Here is a 23,079-nt window from a genome sequence, read left to right on the forward strand (position 1 = left end):
TCCTCGCAACTAATCCCTAAATTAGTATCCTCTACGTTAGGATGGCGCAATGGTGCGTGCAGCCCCGACCGGGCCGGCGTCCGCGGCGACGCAGATCAGCGCGGACCCCCCGTTCGAACCCGCCGACGACAATTTCCACCGGTCGCCGGACGACAATCCGTACTGGGCCGAGACCACGTGGTGGTCGTTCAACGTGCCGGAACGCAAGATCGGCGGCTGGTTGCACGCCCAGTTCAACACCAATCGCGGCACGGTGACGTGGCGGGTCTACGTCTGGGATCCCGCCGGCGCCGCCCAGCCCGACCTGCGCTACTTCCGGATGGCCACCGACATCCCGGTCGACGATCCCACGCCAGACCTGCGGGACATCACCGTGCCCGGCGGCGGTTTCAGCGTCACGATGCTCCGGCCGCTGCGCGACTACGAGATCGCCTATGCCGACGACGCGTCGGACTTCGCCCTTCGGCTCAGGTTCGAGGGGGTGCACGATCCCCGCCGTTTCACCCCCGGCGAACCACCGTTCATGGAACACACGCACCTGGACCAGCTGGGGCGCGTGACCGGTGAGCTGAAGCTCGACGGGGAACGTATCCCGGTGGACTGCTACTCCATTCGGGATCGCTCGTGGGCCCCGCGCGGTGGTCCCCGACCGCCGGACAAGGCCGCCAAGCCCGCCGATTCGGGGGCTCCCGCCCCCTCGCGGGTCCGTCATCCCGGCGGCGCGCGGTGGCGCGAGATCGAGCGCGAACGGGGCCGCGGCCGCATCCAGTACATCTTCGGCCACTCCGGGCCCGACACCGGGTTCCTGGCGTTCGTGCGGGTCGCCGACGCCGATGCGGGGGGCTGGGCGCCGCTGAACCACGGCTGGCTGCTGCAGGACGGCCGCTTCGAACTGCTCGACAAGTCGACCAGCCGGATGAAGAACTACCGAGACCCCGACACCGGGTGGAGTTCCCACATGCAGGTCGAGCTCGTCGACGTGTGCGGACGCACCCTGACCGCCGAGGGGATCGCGGTCAGCCACATCTGCGAGAGCGGCGGCGGGGCCACCGCGCTGATGCGCTGGGATCTCGGCGCCGAGATCGGGTGGGGCGAGGACCAAGACATCTGGCATCCAAAGCATTTCGCCCGAATGCGGGATGCCCTTCAAGCTGTGCGCTGAGCCGGCCACGACAAGAACAGGAGAACACAGTGAGCGGACCGTTCGACGGTATCCGAGTCATCGAGGTCGCGTCGTGGACCTTCGTGCCCGGGGCGGGTGCCATCATGGCCGACCTCGGCGCCGACGTCATCAAGGTCGAACCGCCCACCGGGGACCCGCAGCGGGCGCTGCGCAACGCGCTCAACGCCGACGATTCGACCCCCAATCCCTTTCTGCAGGTGCCCAACCGGGGCAAGCGCAGCATCACGCTGGACCTGCAGACTCCCGCCGGGCTGGACACCCTGCTGCGGCTGTCCAAGACTGCCGACGTCTTCCTGACCAGTTACCTGCCGAAGGTTCGGGCCAAGCTCGGTATCGACGCCGAGAACCTCCGCGCGGCCAACCCGCGACTGGTCTACGTGCGCGGCTCCGGGTGGGGACGCATCGGCCCCATGGCGGACGCGGGCGGTTTCGATTCGGCCGCGGCCTGGTCGGCCGCCGGGGTCCAGAACAAGCTGACCGCCCCGGGTGCGGCCGAACCGGCGGCCCAGCCGGCGGCGTTCTTCGACCTGCAGGGTTCGAGCGCCATCGCCGGCGCGGTGGCCATGGCGCTGTTCCGGCGGGAACGCAGCGGCGAGGGCGCGGAAGTGGACGTGTCGCTGCTGGGCACCGGGATGTGGACGATGAGTCCCGACCTGGCCGCGGTCGCCGCCGGCTCGGGCGAACTGCCCCGCCAGTACCGCAACGAGGTCGCCAATCCGATCGTCAACACCTACCGCACCTCCGATGACCGGTGGATCAATCTCGTTTGCCTGCAATCGGATCGGTACTGGCCGGAGCTGTGCAAGGTCATCGACCGGCCGGAGCTGGCCGAGGACGAACGGTTCACCGACATCGGCGCTCGCTACGTCAACCGCGCGGCCTGCATCGCCGAACTGGACAAGACCTTCGGCGAACGCACCTTGGCGCAGTGGCGCACCGCCCTGGCCGGGTTCTCCGGCGTCTGGTCGGCGGCGGCCTCCTTCGAAGAGGTCTGCGCGCATCCGCAGGTGGCCGAGAACGGCTACCTGCCCGAGGTCGCCGGCGCCCAGGGCGCCCCCTTCCGCGTGGTGGCCCCGCCGTATCAGTTCGACAACGTCCCGTCCGCCCCGGCCGGCCCGGCCCCGGAACTCGGCCAGCACACCGAGGAGGTCCTGCTGGACTGCGGCTGGGACTGGGACGAGATCAGCGCGCTGCGCGACGGCGGCGCGCTCGGGTGAGAAAAATGTCAGGCGAACAGGTCGATCACGGACTCGCTGCCCAGCGTGCCCCAGAGCATCTTGCGGCCGGCGCGGTCCATGTGCTCCAGCCACAGCTTCCTGGCGCCGTCGGCATCGCGGGCCTCGATCAGATCGATCAGCTGCCGGAACGAGCGGATGGTGTTCTTGAACTGCTTCTCGATCACGGCGGTGTCGGTGGTGGAGGCGACCGCGCGTTCCATGTGGCGGGTGACGACCTCCCGCAGCACCGCCCCGATCAGCGCGACGGTGGTATTGCCGGCCCGCTCCAGGAGCAGGTCGTGGAAGCGGAACGTGGCCGCCGACCATTCGCCGAGGTCGGCGCTGTCGGTCCCCTCGGCAACCAGCGCCGCCAATGCGTCGGCGGCGCCGGTGAGTTCGGCAATGTCCTCGGCCGCGGCGCGCCGCGCCAGCATCTCCGCGGCCGCCGGCTCGAACACCTTGCGCGCCTCGTACACGTCGGCCAACGTGGCCCCCGACATCTGCAGGAGCAGTCCGAAATCCCGTGCAGCGACAGATGTTCGGGGCGACGAGACCAGGACGCCGCCGCGCGATCCGCGGCGGACGATGATCAGCGATTCGCTCTCCAGGATGCGGAACGCCTCGCGCAGGGTCGGCCGGGATACGCCGAATTGCTTGACCAGTTCGATCTCGGTGGGCAGGGCATCGCCCTCCTTGAGCACGCCCCGGACGATCTGGCTGCGCAACTGATCCGCGATGAGTTCGGCCGTCTTCGGGGCCCGCACCAACTTCGATCCGTCACCCGTTCGCTTCACATCAGCCATCAGCCATCCGTCCCTCAGCGCATCAATCGCCTAAATGATGCCACTCAATGCGAATACTAGGAGACTCGATGACCTCGACCGAATTGACCACCCGCAAACTGTTCATCGACGGTGCGTGGACCGAAGGCGCCACCGAGGAGGCCTTGTCGGTGGTCAACCCCGCCACCGAAGAGACCATCGCCGAGGTCCCGCAGGCCAGCCCCGCGGACATCGACGCCGCGGTGGGCGCGGCCCGCCGCGCCTTCGACGACGGCCCCTGGCCCCGGATGAGCCCCCTGGAGCGGGCCAAGGTCCTCGCCGACATGGCCGATGAGCTGTCGCGGCGCCGCGCCGAGCTGGTGGAGCTGAGCATCGCCGAGGCCGGTTCCACCCGGATGCTCGCCGACATCCTCCAAGTCGGCACTCCCATCGATCATTTCGCGGACCTCGCGCACCGGGTGCTGCCCCAGTTCGCGTTCGACGAGCCGGCGCGGCCGGTCTTCGGCAACGGCATCGGTCAGGGACAGATCCTGCGGGAGCCCTACGGGGTGGCGGCGCTGATCACCGCGTTCAACTTCCCGTTCCTGCTCAATCTCGCGAAGGTGGGGCCCGCGCTGGCTGCCGGCTGTACCGCGGTGCTGAAGTCCTCGCCCTACACGCCGCTCGAGGCGCTGGTGCTCGGCGAGGTCGCCGAGGCCGCGGGCCTGCCGCCCGGCACGCTCAACATCGTCACCGGTGACATCGACGCCGGTCAGCGGCTCACCCAGCATCCGGACGTCGACATCGTCAGCTTCACCGGCTCGGATACGGTGGGCCGCAAGGTGTACGCCCAAGGCGCCGAGTCCATCAAGAAGGTGGTACTCGAACTGGGCGGCAAGTCGGCCAACATCATTCTCGACGACGCCGACCTGGACAAGGTGCTCGAAAGCGTGCTGGCGGGCATCATCACCCACGCCGGGCAGGGCTGCGCACTGCTGACCCGCATCCTGGTGCACGAGTCGCTGCACGACGAGTTGATCGCCCGGATCGTCGGCGTGCTGGGCTTCATCGGGGTCGGGGACCCGTCGGACCCGGCCACGGTGATGGGCCCGCTGATCCGCGACGTACAGCGGCAGCGGGTGGAGGAACTGATCGCCTCCGGCGTCGCCCAGGGCGCCGAGATCGCGTTCGGCGGCAAGCGTCCCGCGCATCTGGACCGCGGCTACTACCTCGAGCCGACGCTGTTCGTCGGGGTCGACAACGGAATGCGGATCGCCCAGGAGGAATTCTTCGGGCCGGTCGGGGTGGTCATCCCGTTCCGGGACGACGCCGACGCCGTCCGCATCGCCAACGACAGCCGGTACGGTCTGGCCGGCGGCGTCTGGTCCGCGGACCCGGTCCGGGCCGCCGAGGTGGCGCGCAAGCTGCGGACCGGCATGGTGGTCATCAACGGCGGCGGCGGTGGCCTCAACCCGGGCGCACCGTTCGGCGGCTACAAACAAAGTGGTATCGGTCGCGAGTTCGGCGAGTTCGGGCTCTCGGAGTACCTGCAGCACAAGGCCCTTCAGTGGCCGGTCGGCTGACAAACTGAGGACGACGGCGATGCGGCGGCGGGGCAGCACAGCGAGGGCGGCGGCACTGGTGATCGCGCTGGGCCTGTTCGCGGGCCCGGTGAGCCCTGCCCGCGCCGACCTGCCACCGCCACGACCGCCCGGCGCGCCGAACTACATCGAACGGGTGGCGTGGGAGTACCACGGGGAGCGCGCCACCCTGCGGATCTTCCCCACCGCCTGGGGATGGTCGGCGGCCGGGGTGTTCACCAACGGCGCCCAGAGCTACGACGCGTGGGCCGAGTTGCTCCAGCACGCCCCCGAGGCGAACACGCTCACCATGCAGCGGCAGTTCTTCTGCCATTGGCAGCTGGCCACTTTCACCAACCCGGGCAAGGTGGGCACCTGGAACCTGGAGCCCTGGCGGGAGGTGGTGACCAACACGATGCTGGTCAACTCCGGCTGCAACCCCGGCGGCCCCGACGACGTCCTCAACTGGTGATCGTCCTCAACTGGTGATCGCCGCGAACTCCGGTCTGATCAGGTCTTCCACCGCCGACCACGGCACGGTGATCATCCGCGGGCTGCGGCCGAATTGGCCCGCCGGGAAATGCATTTCGATACCCGCATCGGTCGGCAGCCAGAACCGGAAGTTGCGCTTCAGCGGCGCCATGGACGGCCCGTATTCGGCCCAGCCGCCCAACGGCGGTTCCGGATAGCTGGCCGGCAGGATCTGCTTGGTCAGCTCCGACAGCCGCGCCAGGCCGGCGCGTTCGTCACCGAACAGATTCGCCCAGACGATCTGGATCCCGCTGCGGGAGTCGAAGACCCGGGTCGCCACGGTGTCCACCGGCATGTTCGGCAGATCGGTCGCATCGTATTGCCCGGTGAACAACGCCGAGATGGTGATCGGCCGGAACAGCAGGCGACCCTGGGCGTGGAACGTCCACGGTGAGGTCTTGCTGGCGCTCGCCGCGTACAGCCAGACGTGGCCGTCCGCCTCGTCGTCGAGGATTCGGTTGATCGCATCGGTGACCGCCGGATCACCGCCGGCGACCTTCTCGTAGTTCACCGTCCAAGTGCCGATGCCGTTCGGGCTCATCCCCGAACGCACATCCGGCACCACCGCATAGGCGACGCCGTTGGACACCGTGTCGGCGCGCGCCGGGTGCGCGGTTCCGAGCACGAGAGCAACCATGGCGACGACCAGCGCGGCAACGCCGGTCAGCCGAAACATGTTCACAGACTGGGCCATTGCCATCTCCCGGGGTGTCGGCGTGCTCATCACGGTCCGCTCGGCGGCGGCGGTACCGGCAGGACGGGGCCCGCGTAGGGCAGGTCGATGGTGTAGGGGCCCTTCGGGGTGGGATCGGCGCGCCGCAGCGGATCGTGGCCTGCGGGCGGCCCGGCCTCGACGCCGGGCGGTCGCGGGGCGTTGCGGGCACCGCGCACCAGGTACTTGGGGTCCGGGTTGGGGCAGTAGGTGTAGAGGTACGGTTCCGGATGGTCGGCGACCGACGGCGGGGCGTGCGGCAGGTTGTAGTCACACGAATAACGTTGGTACAGGCTGACCGCACCCCACACGCCGCCGTCGCGGAACGTCGAGCCCAGCGCCTCGAGCGCCGAACCGGCGCGGTACTCAGGGAAGAAGAATTCGTTCAGCGCGGGGACCCGCAGATACGCCAGCTGCGACACGGTGGTCAGGTTGCCCAGCAGTTGCACCATGGTCGGCGAGTTGTCGGCGATCAGGGCGTCCAGCGCTCCCATGGTCTGCGGCCCGCGGTCGAGCAGGGTCCGGTAGCCCCCGTCCATGCGTTGCACGCCGCCGAGGATCGACGACAGGTCCGATGAGGTGGACGCGAGGCCGGGGCTGACGTCGCGCACCGTCGACAGCATCACCTTGCTGGTGTTGACCAGGCTCACCGTCTCGGGCAGCACCGAGTCCAGCGTCGACACCAGCAGCGCGCCGCCGTCGAGGATGGCCGACAGCTTGTGCGCCCCCTCCGGCCCCACCCGCAGTTCGTCGAGCACCGCGGAGAGCTTGTCGGGGTCGATCTGTTCGAGGGTGCCGTCGAGGTTGCCCAGCAGCTGGGCCAGCGTCACCGGGGTCTGGGTCCGGTCGCGGTCGATCACGCTGCCGTCGACCAGGTACGGCCCGGCGTTGCTGGTGGCCCGGAAGTCCAGGTACTGCTCACCGGCCGGCGACAGCGCCGAGACCCGCACCGCGCTGTCGGCCGGGATCTGCGCCTCGGGTCGCAGTGCCGCGACGGCCATCACCCCGTCGTCGGTCAGGTCGATCGACTCCACGCGCCCCACCGCGACGCCGCGCAGGGTGACGTCCTGCCCCGGCAGCAGCCCGCCGGTCTCGGCGAGGTGCACGCGCACCAGCTTCTCGGCGGCCCCCGGGTTGATCTTCAGGGTGCCGAACAGCAGGTAGACCACCCCGACCACCAGCATCACCGCCAGCGCGCACGCGGACAGCCCCAGCCTGCGCTCCCGCGCGTACCGGAGCGCGGCCAGCAGGCGCGCGGTCACGGCGTGCCTCCCGGGGCGGGCCGGGGCGGCGCCGGCGTCAACGCGCCGGGCGAGGGACCGATGAGGTTCGGCGGTGGCACGTTGCCGGGTGGCGGCGTCGGTGCGCCCCAGAACTTGTCGCGGACCTTGATCAGTTCGTAGGTGATGCTGCCGACCATGTTGCGGAAGTCCTCCCGCGTGGGACCCCGGCTGCCCGGGTCGGCGGGATGGTAGGGGTCGGCGAACGCCCCGACGGCCATGTCGGCCAGGTCGATCGAGACGTGCGACGAGGTCGAGTTGGTCAGTTTGAGGATGGGACCGAACAGCGAGTTGAACGTCGCGAGCGAGGCGCCCGGGGCCGTCGCGGCCGCGTTCAACGCCTCCGAGAGCCGGTTCATGTCCGCCATCATGCTGCGCGAGTCCTCGCCCCGGATCGACGGGAACTTCGCCAGCTGCAGGGTGATTCGGTTCAGCTGCGCGGCGAGGTCGACGATGTTGCCGGTGCTGTCGGCGAGGCTGCCCAGGGCGGGGCCGGCCGCCGAGATCGCCTCGTTGATGGCGTCCTGACGGGCCGACAAGGTCTCGGCGACCTCACCGGTCTGTGTCAACGCGGCCTTGACGGGTTCCGAGCGCGCCGACAGGCTCCGGACCAATCGGGTCGATTCGTCGAGGAACTGTTGCAGATCCTCGCCCTTGCCGCCGACGGCGGCGCCCATCCCGTTGATCACCTTGGTGAGGTTGCGGACCGCGCCGCCGTTGACCAACAGCGCCGCGGTGCTCAGCACCTCCTCGACCGAGGCCGCCGACGCGGTGGACTTCAGCGGGATCATGGTGTCCGGGGCCAGCGGCGCGGCACCGAAATCCGTATCCGGGGGCGGGATCAGCGAGACGAACACGTCCCCGAGCGGGGTGGCCGAGCGCAGTTCGGCGCGGGTGCCGGCCGGGATCTGCACATCGGAGGCGATCCGCATGGTCACCACCGCCGTGTAGTCCCGGGCGGCCATCGACTCGACCTCGCCGACGTCGGCGCCGGCCAGTCGCACCTTGGCCTTCGCCGGCAGGTTCAGCGCATCGGTGAAGGTGGCGGTGATCGGGTAGGTCGTGGCCCCGGCCGACGGGGCCGGCAACGGCACCCGGTCCAGGCCCATCGAGCAGGAGGTCAGCAGGGTCGCCGTGGCGGCCGCGGCGATCACGGACCGCAGGGTGCGGCCCATCCGGGCCGGCGAAGCATTGGTCATGATCCCAGTCCCGCCAATCCCTCGAGCATGCTGGTCACCCCGAAGTCGGGGCCGAAATCGGTGATCGTGCCGGTGGCGCAACCCAATTGCCGCATCCCGAGCAGGTTGCACAGCTCCTTGGTGGCCTGCCCGTTGAGTTCGACCTTGTCCAGGGTGGGATGCGCTCGGATGGCGTCCTTTTCGTGGTCGATCATGTTGTAGACGTTGTCGAGGACCATCGGTGCGAGGTCGAGCACCTCGCCGAGTTCGCGGTGGTACTCGGCCAGCGCCCGGGTGACGATCTCGGTGTTGGTCGCCGTCGACTTCAGCGTGTCCCGGTTGACCTCCAGCAGGTCGGCGGTCCCGGCCAGCACCTGGTTGACCTGGGCGCCCGTGGAGCCGGTGCCCAGCTGCTCGTCGGCCACCACGGCGCTGAGCTCGCGGATCGCCGTCCCCAATTCCCTGATGGTCTGGTCGTTCTCGGTGGCCGCGGTGCTCAGGCTCTCCAGGTTGGTGACGATGGTGGTCAGCGCGTCCCGCGTCGGCGTGCCCCGCTCCTTGCTGAGCTCCAGCGCCGTCGACAGCTCACCGAGCGCCGAGCGGATCTTGGGCCCGTTGCCGCCGGTCATCGCCGCGCTGACGGCGACCAGATCGGCGATGGGACCATCGCCCTGACCGTTGCCCTGCATCTTGACCGCGAGTTCGTCGACCATGGCCAGCACCCGGTCGAATTCGACGGGGGTGCGGGTGCGCGCCAGGCTCAGGCTGTCGTTGTCGGCCAGCGTGGGCCCGTCCCGGTACACCGGGGTGAACTCGATGTGGCGGTCGGTCAGGATGGAGGTCGACAGGGTGACCGCCTGCGCGTCGGCCGGGATCTTCACCCCACCGTTGATGTGCATCGTCACCTCGACGTAGTCGCCGCGCGGCGCGATCTTCGTCACCTTCCCCACCGGCATACCGAGGATCGCGACGGCGTTGCCCTCGTAAAGCCCGCTGGCGTTGTCGAATTGGGCGGTGATCGTCATTCCGCGATCCAGACTCAGCGGACCGCTCGAGCAGCCGCACGCCATCAGCGCCATGACCAGGATGACCATCATCTTGACCGGCACGCTGCTCCTTGCCCGCCGGCTGTCCCGACCGCTCATGCACAGTCCTCGAAGTAGTTGGGCAGGTTGAACTGTTGGGCCCGCCCGCTGATGGCGCACATCCAGGAGTCGATCATGGTTCCGCCGGAGGAGGTGAAGTCGAACTCGTTACCGCTGCCGGTGGCGTTGGCGAAGTTGCGCACCGGAACCGGCAGGATCTGCAACGTGTTTCGGAACAGCTCGTCGTTGCGGCCGACCGACGACAGCATGCCCTCGAGGTTGGCCAGCAGTTCGTCGATCTGCCCCCGGTTCCCGATCAACACCGGCTGCAGTTGATTCACCAGCTTGGTGGTGGCGTCGAACAGTCGCACCACCAGCTCGCGGCGGGCCGCGAGGTCGGTCAGCACGGCGTGACCCTGGTGCACCAGCAGACCCAGGCTCTGCTGTTGGCTGCCCAGCAGTTCGGTCACCCGCTGCGTGCTGCGCAGCAGATCGCCGATCTCGTCGCGCCGGGCCGTCATCACCGAGGAGAGGTGTTCGACGTTGTCGAGGGCCGCCGGCAGGATCTCGGGGGTCCCCTGCAACTGCTGGGACAGCGCGGTCATCGAGTCGGCGATCCGTTCGGCATCGACGTCCTCGAACGTGACGGTGGCGTCGCGCAGCGCGGTCTGCAGGTCGTAGGGGACCTCGGTGTTGGCCAACGGGATTCGGTGTTCGGATAGCTCCCCCGCCCGCGCGGGCTGCAGGTCGACGTAACGCGCCCCCAACAGGGTGGTCAGCTTGATGGCCGCGCGGGTGTCCGCCCCGAGGTGCAGGCCGCGGTCGACCTCCATGGTCACCCGGACGTGGTCGCCGTCGAGTCGCATGCTCTTCACCGCGCCGACGAACACGCCCGCCACCGTCACCTGGTCCCCGGCGCTGAGACCGGCCGCCTGGGCGAACTCCGCGACGTACTCGGTCTTGCCCAACCCCAACCGTCCCAGTCCCAGCGCCCCGCCCAGGACCAGTGCGATCACCGCGACCGCGATCACACCCAGGCGCAGCTTGCCGTGCGATTCGACCGGACGGCGCAGCACTTCCCGCATCGACGTCATGGCGCCCCTCACCGGCACTTCGCACTGTGTTGGGGCACACCGGCCGGGGTCGCGTTCTCCACGATCGCGGCGATCAGGCTGTCGATGCGGGGGAACTGGCTGACCGTCAGGTCGCACGCGTAGACGTCGAGGTAGGACCCGCCCTGGCTCATCCTGGCCAACCCCTTCAGCATCAGCGGGGTGTTGAACCCCATGTAGGCGAAGGCCTGTTTGTCGGCCATGAAGTGCTGGGCGAAGCCCGGTTCGCGGTCGAGCCACTGTTGCAGGTCGGGTTGCACGTCGGTGATCACGTTGCCCAACCGCTGCGCGACGATCGAGGACTGGTCCAGCGAATCGACGAACTCGGCGCGCCGCGCGGCCAGGCCGCCGAACAGCGCCTTGGTGGACGCGATGGTGGCGTCCACGTCGCCGCTGCGGTCGGCCACCGACCCCAGGACCGAGTTCAGGTGCGCCAGAACGCCGTCCAGGATCTGATCGGTCCCCGAGTACTCCTCGGCCATCCGGGTGGTCTCGGCGATCAGGGTGGTGACCGCGCCGGCGTCGCCCTGCATGGCCCGCATGACGGCGGTGGTGAGGTTGTCGACCTGGTCCGGGTTCAACAGCGCGAACAGCGGCTCGAAACCGTTGAGCAGGTTGGAGATGTCGAACGACGGCTCGGTGCGCTCGACGGGGATCACCGCACCGGCGGGCAGCACCCGCGGATCGCCGAAGTCCCCGAGCGCCAACCCCAGGTAGCGCTGACCGATGATGTTCTGATAGTCGATGGACGCCTTGGTGTTTCCGTAGAGCACCTGGTCGGACTGGACCCGGAAGTCCACCCGCGCCCCGCCCTCGTCGACCAGGCTGATGCCGTCGACCCGGCCCACCTTGACCCCCGCCATGCGCACCTCGTCGCCGACCTTGATGCCCATGACGTCGGTGAACACCGCCGCGTAGTTCTTGGTCGCGCCGTCGACGTTGCGTTGCAACGTCACGAATACCGTCCAGACCAGGGCGAAACACACGACGACGAAGATGCAGAGTCCGATCAGCGGGCGCCGGTAGCTCCTCATGGGCCCACCCCCGGCGCGGGCGCCTCAGCCGGCAGCGGTCCCGGCGGCGGCACGGGTCCCGGCGCCGCCGCCTCGGGGTCCGGCACGACCTGCACGGTGGTACCCCGCAGGACCGGACCGAGCAGCAGTTCGGAGGCCGGATTGGGTTCCGGACCGAGGATCTCGCTGAGCTGCGCGCGTTCCTGCGGGCTGCCCACCGACCCGACGTTGCCGCCCGACATCTGCGGCGCCACCGGATAATTGCCGGGCTGCAGGTTGCGCGGGAGCACCGGCGGATCGGCGGTCAACGGCGCGGTGTGGCAACTCGGGCCCTCCAGGTCGCCGTAGCGCGGGCAGTCCTGGCGGGTGTACATCTTGTTCGGGGTGATGACCAACAGGAACTTGCCCACGGCCACGTTGCGGTCCGGCTTCCACACGTGCGTGAAGAAGCGATCGGTGACGTCCTTGATCCGGGTGACCATCGGCGCGAACTCCTTTCCGCCGTCGGCAAGCACCCCGAGCACCGGGGTCATCTGCGTGGTGATCACGATCATGCGGTCGGTGTTGTTCTCGAAGGCCTCCCCCACGGTGCCGAAGGTGCTGTGCCCCGCCGACAGGAAGCTCATCAGTTCTTCGCGCTGTTCGGCGACGGTACGCATGGGCACCGCGGCCCGGTGCACGGCCTCGAGCAGGTCCGGCGCCGCGGTCTGCAACCCCTGCAGCGCCTCCGAGAGGGTCTGCAGCGTCGGTTCGGAACCGTCGTCGGCGATGACGGCGTTCATCTCGCGGACAATGCGATTGGCCCCGGCGCCGGCGTGCGACAGTTCGTCGCCGCGCCCGCTGGTCGCCTCGGCCACGGCGGCGAGCACGCCCACGCTGTCGCGGGATCCGGGCCGCCCGATCGCGCCCATCACGTCGCGCAGCTTGGTCAGCGCGGTCTGGAACTGCACGGTGGCCAAGCTGTCGTCCTGCCGGATCTCCGCGCCGGGTTCCAGCATCGGTCCGGGTCCGTTGTCGACCAGCTGGATCGACGACACCGCGAACACGTTGCTGGGCACCACCCGAGCGGTGACGGTGGCCGGGATGGCGTCGGCGAAGTGCGGATCGAGGCTGAGCAGGATCTCGTTCGGCCGGTGCTGCGAGGCGGGGCGCACCCCCTCGACGGTGCCCACCAGGGCGCCGCGGAACTTCACGTCCGACCCGGACGGCAGGCCGTCGCCCACGTTGTTCAGCAGGGCGAAGACCTCGACGCGGTTGGCGAAAAAGCCCTCCGACTTGGCGATGGCGGCGGCGGAGAGCAGCACCGCACCGAGCAGCAGCGCCAGCCCACGCAACAACAACCGACCATCGGAGATCTTCCGGGACGCCGACTCCAGCTGCTGTGTCATCAGCCGCCCAACCTTGCGCCGGACCCGATTCCCCACAGCCCAATGGTGAGAAGGAGATTCGCGATGATCATCACCGAGATGCTGGCCCGCATGGCGCGCCCGGCCGCGATACCGACGCCCTGCGGGCCGCCGGTGGCGAAGTAGCCGTAGTAGCACTGGATGGTCGAGGTGATGGTGACGAAGACGACGGCCTTGATCACCGAATAGACGATGTCCGATCCGGTCAGCACCAGCCGGAAGTAGTGGTCGAAGGAGCCGGCGGAAACCCCGCCGGCGAAGGTCACGATGGTCTGCACGGCGGCGTAGTTGACCACCAGGCACAGCACGTAGAGCGGGATGATGGCCACCACCGAGGCCAGCAGCCGGGTGGTCACCAGGTACGGGATCGGGCGGATGGCCAGCGATTCGATGGCGTCGACCTCCTCGGAGATCCGCATCGACCCCAGCTGCGCGGTGAACCGGCAGCCGGCCTGCGCGGCGAACGCCAGGGCGGCCATGATCGGGGCCAGTTCCCGGGTGGACACCGTGGAGGACAGCAGCCCGGCGGCGGGTTCCATGCCGAGCAGGTGCAGCGCTTGATAGCCCTCGATACCGACGATGGCCCCCGCGGTGGCGCCCAGCACGATGATCACCCCGGCGGTGCCACCGCCGACGACGATGGAGCCGTTACCCCAGGTGACGTCGGACAGGATCGCCAGGAACGCCTTGCGGTACCGGGTCAGCGCCACCGGGATCGCCGCGACGGCGTGCCCGAAGAACGTCAGCAGATGACCGAGCCGGACCCCGAGGCCGGCCACCGTCGTCGCCGCGACCACCAGCGGCCGCACGCCCCTGGGGTAGTAGGTGGCCGCCACTACAGGGCCGCCTTCGGGAACAGCAGGACATACATCTGGGTGAAGACGACGTTGGTGATCATCAACAACAGGATCGAGGCGACGACGGTGGCGTTGACCGAGTTGGCCACGCCGGCCGGGCCGCCCTTGGTGCTCAGGCCCTTGTCGCAGGCGACGATCGCGACGATCGCGGCGAAGACCACCGACTTGATCAGTGTGAGCACCAGGTCGCCGACGGTCGCGAAGGAGGCGAAGGTCCTGACGAAACTGCCCGGTGCGCCGCTCTGGACGAACGTGTTGAACAGGTAGCCCGCCAGGAACCCGATGAAGCAGACCAGACCGGTCAGACCCAGCCCCACCAGGATCGCGGCGGCCAACCGCGGCACCACCAGCCGCCGGATGGCCGAGATACCCAGCACCTCGAGCGCGTCGACTTCCTCGCGGATGGTTCGCGAACCCAGGTCCGCGCAGATGGCCGAGCCCACCGCGGCCGCCATCAGCAGCGCCGCCACCAACGGCGCGCCCTGTTTGATGACCGCCAGGCCGCTGGCCGCCCCGGCCAGCGACGTCGCGCCCACTTGGCCGGCCAGCAGCGCGAATTGGATCTGCAGGGTGACACCGATGGGGATCGCCACGCACATGGTGGGCAACATGGCGGTCGAGGCCATGAACGCGGCCTGCCGGACGAACTCCTCGAACGGGAACCGCCACTTGACGATGTCGACGACGAGATATTGCAGCGCCCGGAGGCCGAGCATGGTTTGGCTGCCGACCGTCTCCAGCGACGCCATCGGGTGGCGACGGACGTAGCCGCGGGTCCATTCGGTGATGTCACCGACCGGTGACGGGGGCTGCTGCGTTGTCACCCTTGACCTCCGCGTCCCTGCATCTGGTTGACCAAGCTTGTCGTTGGCGCTCAGCGCCATTGCGGCCGCTGGTCGGCCGGCGGGATGTCGACCGACCCGAATCGGCGCTTGAAGAACTCCTCGCTGCGCTCCTCCCGGCGGTAGCGGTCGCCGCTGGACCGCAGCAGCGCGATGCGCTCCTCCAACGCCCGCACGCGCTGCGGGTCCGGATTCGATTCGGACCGCGTGCGGTCCAACTCCGCGGTGAGTTCGGCCAACTCCTCGGCCAGCCGCGCCGCGACCTCGCCGAACGTCAACAGGTCGTAGTCGTCGGTATCCGGGCGGGCGACAACGGATTCGGTGTCGGCCGGGCCGGGTTCATCGGCGCGCTGCGACCCGCCGGCCATTACCGACCGCCGTCGAGGCGCAGCAATTCCCGGGCATTGAGTTCCACGATGCGGTGTACGTCGCGATCGTTCACGTCGAGCAGGTTCTCGGCGATCCGCTTACGGCTGTTGGGCCAGTTGGAATCCGAATGCGGATAGTCCACCTCGACCAGGATGTTCTCGATGCCGATCTGATCTCGCGCGTTCACCCCGTGCACGTCGTCGATGAAGCAGCCCCAGAAGTGCTTGCGGAACAGGTCCGAGGGGCGGTCGGTCCGGCTGATTGGCTGGTACCAGCGGTGCCGCTCCCAGGTGTAGTCCAGCCGTTCCAGCAGGTACGGGATCCAGCCGATGCCGCCCTCGGACAGCATGAACTTCAGGTTCGGGTGGCGTTGCAGCATCCCGGAGAAGACCAGGTCGGCGGTGCTCCACATCAGGTTCGTCGAGAACGTCGCGATGGCGACGGCGAACGGCGCCATGTCGGTCGGCGAGGGGTTCTGGAACGAAAAGCCGGGGACGTACCCGCCGGACCCGAAGTGCAGGCACACCGGCATGTCGGCCGCCTCCAGCGCATCCCACAGCACCTCCCAGTGCGTCGGGTGGTGGAACGACGGCAGGCCGAGCGGTACCGGGCTGTCCGGGAAGGACACCGCCTTGGTGCCGATCTGGGCCAGCCGCTCCACCTCGGTGGCGGCCAACTGCGGATCCCAGGTCGGCAGGATTCCCAAGGGGATCAGGCGATCCGGCGCGCCGGCGCACCACTCGTCGACCTGGAAGTCGTTCCACGCCCGGACGCATTCGAGCGCGAGTTCCTTGTCCTTGGCGCGCTGGAAGACACCGCCGCCGAAGCCGGGGAAGGACGGGAAGGACAGCGCGCCGTGCACGCCGTCGATGTCCATGTCCTTGATCCGCTCGCCGGGGTCGTAGCAGCCGGGGATCATCTGGTCGTATCGCACCGGCTCCATGCCGTACTCCGAGGGTGGTTTGCCCGCAACGGCGTTGAGCCCGATCTGCGGGTAGAGCTGTCCCTCGTAGCGCCAGACGTGGTGGCCCTCGGCGGTCTCGATGATCTGCGGGCCCTCGGCGCGGTGCGCCTCGGGCAGCCGGTCCTGCCAGACCTGCGGATGTTCGATGACGTGGTCATCGACCGAGATGATCTTCATCCAGTCCTGTAATGGCATCAGGTCTCCTCCACTTCGAATCTGTCGTCGGCGCCGGGCATTGCCGGTTACCGAAAGTCATTGGGCCTCAGCGCGGCAGGCCCAGCGCGCGCTCGGCGATCACGTTGCGCAGGACCTCGTTGGTGCCGCCGGCGATGGTGAACGCGCGGGCATACAGGAAGGCGTCCTGCCACCAGCCCAGATCCTGGACGTGCGCGTCGCCCTCCACTCGGACCCCGTCGTGGCCCTGCAGTTCCAGGCCGTACTCGTGCAGCGCCAGGTTGATCTCGCTGAACAGGATCTTGGACACCGGGGCGTCGCCGGTGTCGGCCTCACCGTGCAGCGCCCGACTGTCGCCGAACGCCGAGACCAGCGAATTGACGTGGACATCGGCGACGAAGCCGCCGATGGCCTGCCGCACGTCGTCGCGCTCGATCGCCGGGCCGCCGTCGAGCACGACCTCGTTGGCCAATTTCCCGAGCCGATCCAGCGCCCCGAACAGCGAGGCGCCACTGCCGGCGCTCGATCGTTCGAGGGCCAGGCTGGTGGTGGTCACCGCCCAGCCCTGGTCGACCTCGCCGATGACCCGCGTTGCCGGGATCCGGACCTGGTCCAGGAACACCTCGTTGAAGTCCGCGGTGCCGGTGATCTCGCGCAGCGGGCGCACGGACACCCCCGGCGTCGTCATGTCGAGCGCAAAGGCCGTGATACCAGCGTGTTTCGGTGCGTCGGGGTCGGTGCGAGCCAACAGATAGCCAAAGTCCGCGTACTGACCGTTGGTGGTCCACACCTTCTGCCCGTCGACCACGAAGTCGTCGCCGTCGCGGCGCGCCCGGGTCCGCAGGCCCGCCAGGTCGCTACCGGCGTCCGGTTCGCTGAACAGCTGACACCAGATGTGTTCACCGGAGCGGATCCGCGGCAGGAAGAAGTCCTTCTGCTCCGCGGTTCCGGAGGCGATGATGGCCGCGGCGGCGAGCAGACCGCCGCCGACCGGGCCGGCCGCCCCGACCCGGATCAGTTCGTCGGTGACCGCGGACTCGAACAGCGGGTGCGGATCGGTCAGACCGCCGTACTCGACGGGCCAGTGCACGCCGAGCAACTGTTCCTCGAACAGCCGTCGCGTCCACTCCCGCAGCGCCGGTACCTCGTCCGCCTCCGGCGCCCGGACGCCGGTGCGCGGGTTCCGCGGCGGCGCCTGCTGCGCCGCCAGATCCCGGACCCGACGTCGCACTTCGTTCAGTTCCGTGTCCTGCCCGAGTTGCACGAAGCTCTCCCCAGCGTTGTCGACCGACCCAAATTTAGCTTAATCAGTATCCTGTATCTTTGGGGAGCGTTTTGCAATCCCCAGGCGCCACCCATCGACCTCAGCAAGGAGCAGCCCGTGGACTTCGCGCTCACCGACGAGCAAAAGGGCCTCGTCGATTCCACCCGGTCGCTGCTGACCGCCAAGTCCTCGATCGCCGGGACCCGGAATCTTATTGACGGGCCCGACGGTTTCGATGCCGCGCTGTGGCGGCACGGGGTCGAACTCGGCTGGCCCGCGTTGGCGGTCGCCGAGGCCGACGGCGGCCTGGGCCAACAGAGCATCGACCTGGCGCTGGTGGCGGTCGAACTCGGGCGCAGCCTGGCCAGCACCCCGCTGATCCCGACCGCGCTGGTCGCCGACGCCCTCGGCCAGTCCGACAACGAGCAGAAAGCCAAACTGCTGCAAGCGATTTGCGAGGGCAGCCTGGTCGCGTCCTGGGCCGTCGCCGAGTTCGGTCGGCCCTGGGGTCCCACGGGTATCGCGACGGTGGCACGCCCGCACGCGGGCGGCTACGTGCTCGACGGCGCCAAGGTCTCGGTGCAGGACGCCGACAGCGCGCAGTTGTTGCTCGTCGATGCCCTGTTGGACGACGCCCCGGCCCGTTTCCTGGTGTCCACCGACGCCGACGGCGTGCGGATCGCCCGCCAGCAGACCCTCGACGTGACCCGCAGTTACTGCGACGTCACGCTGGGGCAGGTCAAGGTGGACGCGGCGGCGCTGCTGGCCCAAGGGGATTCGGCGCACCGGTCATTGGCGCGCACCATGCAACTGAGCACCGCGCTCACCTGCGCCGAACTCGTCGGCATCGGACAACGACTCCTGGACATGACGGTCGGCTACGTCAAGGAGCGCGAGCAGTTCGGCCGGCCGGTCGGCAGCTTCCAGGCGGTCAAACACAAGTGCGCCGAGATGCGCATCTGGGTGCAGGCCAGCACCGCGGCGACCTATTTCGCCGCCATGACGCTCGACAGCGCGCACCACGACACCGAGCGCGCGGCCGGCATCGCCAAGGCCTACGTGTCCGATGCCATCAACCGGGTGGCCGGTCACGCGCTGCAGCTACACGGCGGGATCGGGTTCACCTGGGAGCACGATCTGCATCTCTACCTGCGGCGCGCCCGGGTGAACTCGGTGCTGTCCGGGGACGCCCGGTATCACCGGGAGCGGTTGTGCGCCTCGTTGCAGGCCGAGCTCGCCGGGGCGGGATAGCGGCCGGTTCAGCTGCCGCTCTCGAGCGTCAGCACCGAGATGTCGGGCCGCGCCCCGATGCGCACCGGCGGACCCCAGAACCCGGCACCGCGCGAGACGTACAGCTGGGTGTCGTCGACCGTCGAGAGCCCGGCCAGCGACGGCTGCACCCCGGCGACGACGTAGTGGAACGGCCACATCTGCCCGCCGTGTGTGTGCCCGGACAGCTGCAGATCGACCCCGCGTTCGGCGGCCTCGGCAACCATGATCGGTTGGTGCGCAAGCAGAATGGTCGGCCCGGACGGGTCCACCCCGGCCAGCGCCCGCTCGAAGTCCGGGCCGTCGGACTTGGTCTCCCCCGCGATGTCGTTGACGCCGGCCAGATCGAAGCCGGCCGCGCCGCGGCGGATCGCGGTGTGCTCGTTGCGCAGCGGGGTCAGGCCCAGCCGCTCCAGCTCGTGCAGCCACTCCATGGTGTCCTCGACGAAGTACTCGTGGTTGCCCGTGACGAAGAACGTGCCGTCCTTGGACACCAAGTCCCGCAACGGTTCCGCGGCGGCGCCCAGCTCGGCGACCGTTCCGTCGACGATGTCGCCGACGACGGCGATCAGATCCGGTTCGGACTCGTTGATCATCCGGACAATCCGCTCGGTGTGCCGGCGGCCGGCCAGCGGGCCCAGGTGGATGTCGGAGACCACCGCGATCCGAAAGCCGTTGAACGCCGGGTCCAGCCGGCCCAGCCGCACCGGCACCCGCAGCAGATCGGGCGGGCCCAGGGCGTTGGCGGCGCCCACCCCGACCAGGCCCACCGACGCGACCCCGGCGGCCACGGCGCTGGTGCGGGCCAGGAACAGCCGGCGATTGATACCCGACGGCTCCGGGTCGGTGCCCCGCTCCGCCGGGTCGGTGCTCGGTTCCTCGGGCGCCGGCGGGCCGCGCCGCACCCAGCTCCGCAGCAGCAGCCGCACGGGTTCCAGCACCAGCAACGTCAGGAACAGATAGGCCAGCAGCCCGAACCAGAAGTAGCCCGGCCATGCCAACCAGGCCGATTCGCGCAGCCCGAGCATCCGCGGGCCGATCAGCGTCGCGGCCAGCAGCACCGCCAGCGCGATCAGCAGCACCGTGAGCAGGCGGCGCGTGCGCCCGGGCGCGGTGGTGTCCTTGACCAGCCGTTTCCACAGGTAGAGGTGCATCAGCCCGAGGATCGTGCAGAGAACAACGATGAACATGGACTTCCTTCGCTCGGACCGCCCAAAGCCTAGTTGGAGCTGAGGCGGATGCCCCATTGCGCACACCCCCCCGGGGCACACGATGGATTGGTGCCGGCGTGGGGGCGTCGGCGATCGACAAGGGGGAAATTCCGATGACCGTAAAAGAGGACACCGCGCAGGTCGATCCCGACAAGCTGATGGCCTTCGTGTTCCGCGCCGTCGAGGAAGCGGGGGCGGCGCTGAACTGCGCGCTGGTGGTGATGGGCGATCGACTCGGCTACTACCGGTGCCTGGCGGAGCACGGTGCCAGCACCGCCGCCGAACTCGCCCAGCGCACCGACACCGAGGAGCACTACGCGCGGGAATGGCTCAACGCCCAGGCCGCCGGATCCTTCGTCGCCTACGATCCCGAGACCGGTCGCTACCATCTACCGCCCGAGCAGGCCGTGGCCCTGACCGACGAGACCAGTCCCGCCTTCGTCGGCGGCCTGTTCCAGATCGCGCACGGGACCGTCAACGACGCGGACCGGATCATCGACGCCGCCCGCACCGGCGCCGGTTTCGCCTGGGGCGACCACGGCCCCGACGTCCACGTCGGCTGCGAGCGATTCTTCCGGCCCACCTACAACGCGCATCTGATCGGCGACTGGCTACCGGCCCTGACCGGGGTGGTGTCCCGGCTCGAGTCCGGTGCCGCGGTCGCCGACATCGGTTGCGGGCATGGATCTTCGACCATCCTGATGGCACAGGCCTTTCCCCGGTCGACGTTCGTCGGGGTGGATTACCACCGCGCGTCGATCGACACGGCACGGCGCCGCGCCGCCGAGGCCGCGCCGGCGGCCCGGATCAGTTTCGAGGCCACCGACGGGGGCGCGGTCGCCGGCGGCCCGTTCGACCTGGTGACCATGTTCGACTGCCTGCACGACATGGGCGATCCCGTGGGGGCCGCCCGACGGGTGCGCGAGATCATCGCCGACGACGGCACGTGGATGATCGTCGAACCGGCGGCCGGCGATCGGGTGGAGGACAACCTGCATCAGATCGGCCGGGCCTACTACGGCTTCTCCACCCTGTTGTGCACGCCGTCGTCGTTGGCGCAGCCCGTGGGATTGGCGCTGGGCACCCAGGCCGGCCCGGCGCGGATCGAGGACGTGGTGACCCAGGCCGGTTTCACCCGGTTCCGGCTGGCCGCCAACACCCCGTTCAACAACGTCTTCGAGGTGCGGCCTTAGCTTTGGCGCTGCCCGATCCGCACCGTCAGGTTCTGGCGCTCGCCGCCGCGCACCACCACCATCGGCTGCTGCTGGCCGGGTTGGGTCCGGCGCAGGGCGCCCAGCAGATCCTCGACGCTTTCCACCGGGGTGTCCGCGAGACTGACGATCACGTCCCCGGGCCGGGCCCCCGCGGTCGCCGCGGGACTGCCGGGTTCGACGCCGCGCACCAGCGCCCCTTCACTGACCGGCACGCCGAGCCGCTCCCGGATGGCCGGGGTGAGGCGACCGGTGGTGACACCCAGGTACGGGTGGGTGACCCGGCCGCCGTCGAGCAACTGCTCGGTGACCGCCAGCACCGTCGAGGTCGGGATCGCGAAACCCAACGACACCGCCCCGGCCGCGGGCGGAATGTAGGCCTCGTTGATGCCGACGACGCGCCCGTCGACGTCCAGCAGCGCACCGCCGGAGTTGCCCGGCGAGATCGAGGCGTCGGTCTGGATCAGGTCCACCAGCGACGAACTCTCGACGGCCGAACCGGGGATGTTGCGGTTCAGCCCGGAGATGACGCCCGCGGTGACGGTGTTCTCGAAGCCCAGCGGGCTGCCGATGGCGATGGCGATGTCGCCGGGGCGCGGCAGCTCGTCGCGATACTCCGGCACCGGCAGATTGCGGCGCTCGGTGCGCACCACGGCCAGATCGGTCACCTGGTCGGTGGCCAGCACCTGTCCGGGTGAGCTGACGCCGTCGGCGTAGCCGATCGTGACCTCGCGGGCGTTGCCGACCACGTGCGCGTTGGTGACGATGACGTCGGGCCGCAGGACCACGCCGCTGCCCACCCCGTCGCGCAGTTGCACGGTCACCACGCTGGGACTGACCCGCTCGACGACGTCTGCGTAACCGGCGCTCGACGGCGGGCTCGCCGCCGGCGCGGGCGCCGGCGCGGTGGTGGTCGGCTGCTCCTGCGCCTCCGGTTCGGTGGTGGTGGGTGCGGCACAGCCCGACACCGCGAGCAGCACCGCGGCGCCGGCAACGAGGGTCCTGTTCAGCTTCACTCGTCGCACGTTACCGCGATGACCGCGCCCGCGAGCGGGCATTTACTTCCAGGCGAACACCGGTTGTTCGAGGTCGGCGACCGGATCGTGGCGACCTTCCAGACACAGCCAGCGCAGCTGCAGCAGCACCGCCCCGGTGGGCGCATGGATCAGGTCGTTGCCCAGCGGCACCTGGACCACCGGGCGCGGACTCTCGGGAATGGTGATGAACCGCGGCGAGTCGTCGCGCTGCAGGTTGTGCAGCCCCACCCGGTAGGCCGCGACGACCTCGTCGGGGGCCGGCCGCGGGTCCAGCCGCCCGCCACCCCAGACCACCACCGGGGTGATGACGTAGCCCGACCGCGTCGGATAGTCGTCGAGCAGTCCCAGCACCGACGATTCGGGCAGCCGGATGCCCACCTCTTCGTCCAGTTCCCGCAGCGCCGCCTCGAGCACGGTCTCCCCCGGGTCCACCCGGCCGCCGGGCAGGGCCCACTGCGCCGAGTGCGAGGACAACCGGGTTGCCCTGCGGCACAACAGGAACGCGGCGCCGCCGGAGACGTCGACCATGCGGCCGTCGAGGCCGAAGTCGGGTAGGGGCCGGCCCGCGTTCCACTCGTCCACCGGAACCGGGTCCACCCGGTCCTCGCCCACCTCGGAATCGACGAGCACCACGGCCACCGCCGCGTGCCGCTTGGTCGGGTCGGTCAGGACGCGGCGGTCGTGGCGGGTCAGATGCTCGCGGACCCGTTCCCGCAGCCCGTCGTCGTAGCTGATGGTCACCGTTGCACCTTAGGACGGGCTGTCTCGACACGATCACGGGTCCATACCGGTCCGGCATCACAGGTCCCATACGAACCATTGA

22 protein-coding genes are annotated in these 23,079 nt (G+C 69.4%); 6 read left to right on the forward strand and 16 right to left on the reverse strand.

Annotated elements, in window-relative coordinates:
• Nucleotides 1-49: 49 nt before the first annotated feature.
• Together EL338_RS24210 and EL338_RS24215 are read left to right on the forward strand one after the other, a co-directional pair.
• Nucleotides 50-1,162, forward strand: a complete 1,113-nt coding sequence (locus EL338_RS24210; protein ID WP_126336064.1) for a DUF7064 domain-containing protein — start codon at nucleotides 50-52, stop codon at nucleotides 1,160-1,162.
• A gap of 29 nt (nucleotides 1,163-1,191) precedes the next feature.
• Nucleotides 1,192-2,400 (forward strand): CaiB/BaiF CoA transferase family protein, encoded by a 1,209-nt coding sequence (locus EL338_RS24215; protein ID WP_126336065.1) that lies wholly within the window; start codon nucleotides 1,192-1,194, stop codon nucleotides 2,398-2,400.
• An 8-nt stretch (nucleotides 2,401-2,408) separates the two neighbouring features.
• Here EL338_RS24215 and EL338_RS24220 read toward each other — a convergent pair whose 3' ends face one another.
• Nucleotides 2,409-3,203, reverse strand: a complete 795-nt coding sequence (locus EL338_RS24220) for a FadR/GntR family transcriptional regulator (RefSeq protein WP_126336066.1) — start codon at nucleotides 3,201-3,203, stop codon at nucleotides 2,409-2,411.
• Nucleotides 3,204-3,271: 68 nt separating this feature from the next.
• On the opposite strand from EL338_RS24220, the gene EL338_RS24225 reads away from it, so the two are divergent.
• Nucleotides 3,272-4,744, forward strand: coding sequence for an aldehyde dehydrogenase family protein (locus EL338_RS24225; RefSeq protein WP_126336067.1), 1,473 nt, complete (start codon nucleotides 3,272-3,274; stop codon nucleotides 4,742-4,744).
• A gap of 19 nt (nucleotides 4,745-4,763) precedes the next feature.
• Nucleotides 4,764-5,213, forward strand: coding sequence for a DUF2599 domain-containing protein (locus EL338_RS24230; protein WP_126336068.1), 450 nt, complete (start codon nucleotides 4,764-4,766; stop codon nucleotides 5,211-5,213).
• Between the two features lie 6 nt (nucleotides 5,214-5,219).
• Here EL338_RS24230 and EL338_RS24235 read toward each other — a convergent pair whose 3' ends face one another.
• From EL338_RS24235 to EL338_RS24290, 12 genes are all read right to left on the reverse strand, one after another.
• Nucleotides 5,220-5,966 (reverse strand): DUF3298 domain-containing protein, encoded by a 747-nt coding sequence (locus EL338_RS24235; RefSeq protein WP_235666281.1) that lies wholly within the window; start codon nucleotides 5,964-5,966, stop codon nucleotides 5,220-5,222.
• A 29-nt stretch (nucleotides 5,967-5,995) separates the two neighbouring features.
• Complete coding sequence (locus EL338_RS24240) at nucleotides 5,996-7,246, reverse strand: MlaD family protein (RefSeq protein ID WP_235666282.1); 1,251 nt, start codon at nucleotides 7,244-7,246, stop codon at nucleotides 5,996-5,998.
• A complete protein-coding gene (locus EL338_RS24245; protein ID WP_126336069.1) occupies nucleotides 7,243-8,463 on the reverse strand; it encodes an MCE family protein in 1,221 nt (406 codons plus the stop codon). Before EL338_RS24245 ends, EL338_RS24240 begins: the two co-directional genes overlap by 4 nt.
• Nucleotides 8,460-9,587 carry an MCE family protein gene (locus tag EL338_RS24250; RefSeq protein ID WP_126336070.1) on the reverse strand — a complete coding sequence of 376 codons (1,128 nt, stop codon included), beginning with the start codon at nucleotides 9,585-9,587 and terminating at the stop codon, nucleotides 8,460-8,462. Before EL338_RS24250 ends, EL338_RS24245 begins: the two co-directional genes overlap by 4 nt.
• Nucleotides 9,584-10,621 carry an MCE family protein gene (locus EL338_RS24255; protein ID WP_126336071.1) on the reverse strand — a complete coding sequence of 346 codons (1,038 nt, stop codon included), beginning with the start codon at nucleotides 10,619-10,621 and terminating at the stop codon, nucleotides 9,584-9,586. Before EL338_RS24255 ends, EL338_RS24250 begins: the two co-directional genes overlap by 4 nt.
• An 8-nt stretch (nucleotides 10,622-10,629) precedes the next feature.
• Entirely contained in the window at nucleotides 10,630-11,673 is a 1,044-nt protein-coding gene (locus EL338_RS24260; protein ID WP_126336072.1) for an MlaD family protein, read from the reverse strand.
• Nucleotides 11,670-13,040, reverse strand: coding sequence for an MlaD family protein (locus tag EL338_RS24265; RefSeq protein WP_126336073.1), 1,371 nt, complete (start codon nucleotides 13,038-13,040; stop codon nucleotides 11,670-11,672). Before EL338_RS24265 ends, EL338_RS24260 begins: the two co-directional genes overlap by 4 nt.
• A complete protein-coding gene (locus tag EL338_RS24270; protein WP_126336074.1) occupies nucleotides 13,040-13,894 on the reverse strand; it encodes an ABC transporter permease in 855 nt (284 codons plus the stop codon). Before EL338_RS24270 ends, EL338_RS24265 begins: the two co-directional genes overlap by 1 nt.
• Nucleotides 13,894-14,664 carry an MlaE family ABC transporter permease gene (locus EL338_RS24275; RefSeq protein WP_235666574.1) on the reverse strand — a complete coding sequence of 257 codons (771 nt, stop codon included), beginning with the start codon at nucleotides 14,662-14,664 and terminating at the stop codon, nucleotides 13,894-13,896. The genes EL338_RS24270 and EL338_RS24275 overlap by 1 nt, the downstream gene beginning before the upstream one ends.
• Nucleotides 14,665-14,789: 125 nt before the next feature.
• Nucleotides 14,790-15,125 (reverse strand): acyl-CoA synthase, encoded by a 336-nt coding sequence (locus EL338_RS24280; protein WP_126336076.1) that lies wholly within the window; start codon nucleotides 15,123-15,125, stop codon nucleotides 14,790-14,792.
• Nucleotides 15,125-16,285, reverse strand: coding sequence for an amidohydrolase family protein (locus EL338_RS24285; RefSeq protein WP_126336077.1), 1,161 nt, complete (start codon nucleotides 16,283-16,285; stop codon nucleotides 15,125-15,127). Before EL338_RS24285 ends, EL338_RS24280 begins: the two co-directional genes overlap by 1 nt.
• A gap of 67 nt (nucleotides 16,286-16,352) precedes the next feature.
• Nucleotides 16,353-17,528, reverse strand: a complete 1,176-nt coding sequence (locus tag EL338_RS24290) for an acyl-CoA dehydrogenase family protein (protein WP_126336078.1) — start codon at nucleotides 17,526-17,528, stop codon at nucleotides 16,353-16,355.
• A 117-nt stretch (nucleotides 17,529-17,645) separates the two neighbouring features.
• Here EL338_RS24290 and EL338_RS24295 point away from each other — a divergent pair, with 117 nt between their 5' ends.
• The gene (locus tag EL338_RS24295; RefSeq protein WP_126336079.1) at nucleotides 17,646-18,779 is read left to right on the forward strand and encodes an acyl-CoA dehydrogenase family protein; all 1,134 of its coding nucleotides are present in this window, start codon (nucleotides 17,646-17,648) and stop codon (nucleotides 18,777-18,779) included.
• A gap of 8 nt (nucleotides 18,780-18,787) precedes the next feature.
• Here the strand turns inward: EL338_RS24295 and EL338_RS24300 are convergent, their stop codons facing one another.
• Nucleotides 18,788-19,987 carry a metallophosphoesterase gene (locus EL338_RS24300; RefSeq protein ID WP_126336080.1) on the reverse strand — a complete coding sequence of 400 codons (1,200 nt, stop codon included), beginning with the start codon at nucleotides 19,985-19,987 and terminating at the stop codon, nucleotides 18,788-18,790.
• Between the two features lie 134 nt (nucleotides 19,988-20,121).
• On the opposite strand from EL338_RS24300, the gene EL338_RS24305 reads away from it, so the two are divergent.
• Nucleotides 20,122-21,201 (forward strand): class I SAM-dependent methyltransferase, encoded by a 1,080-nt coding sequence (locus EL338_RS24305; protein ID WP_126336081.1) that lies wholly within the window; start codon nucleotides 20,122-20,124, stop codon nucleotides 21,199-21,201.
• Here the strand turns inward: EL338_RS24305 and EL338_RS24310 are convergent.
• On the reverse strand, nucleotides 21,198-22,229 hold the full coding sequence (locus EL338_RS24310; protein WP_435404913.1) for a S1C family serine protease: 1,032 nt from the start codon (nucleotides 22,227-22,229) through the stop codon (nucleotides 21,198-21,200). The two genes, EL338_RS24305 and EL338_RS24310, sit on opposite strands and share 4 nt — an antisense overlap.
• Nucleotides 22,230-22,277: 48 nt before the next feature.
• Nucleotides 22,278-22,997 carry an NUDIX hydrolase gene (locus EL338_RS24315; RefSeq protein WP_126336082.1) on the reverse strand — a complete coding sequence of 240 codons (720 nt, stop codon included), beginning with the start codon at nucleotides 22,995-22,997 and terminating at the stop codon, nucleotides 22,278-22,280.
• Nucleotides 22,998-23,079: the final 82 nt, after the last annotated feature.

The organism is Mycolicibacterium chitae (assembly GCF_900637205.1).
In the GTDB taxonomy this organism is placed as follows: Bacteria; Actinomycetota; Actinomycetes; order Mycobacteriales; family Mycobacteriaceae; genus Mycobacterium; species Mycobacterium chitae.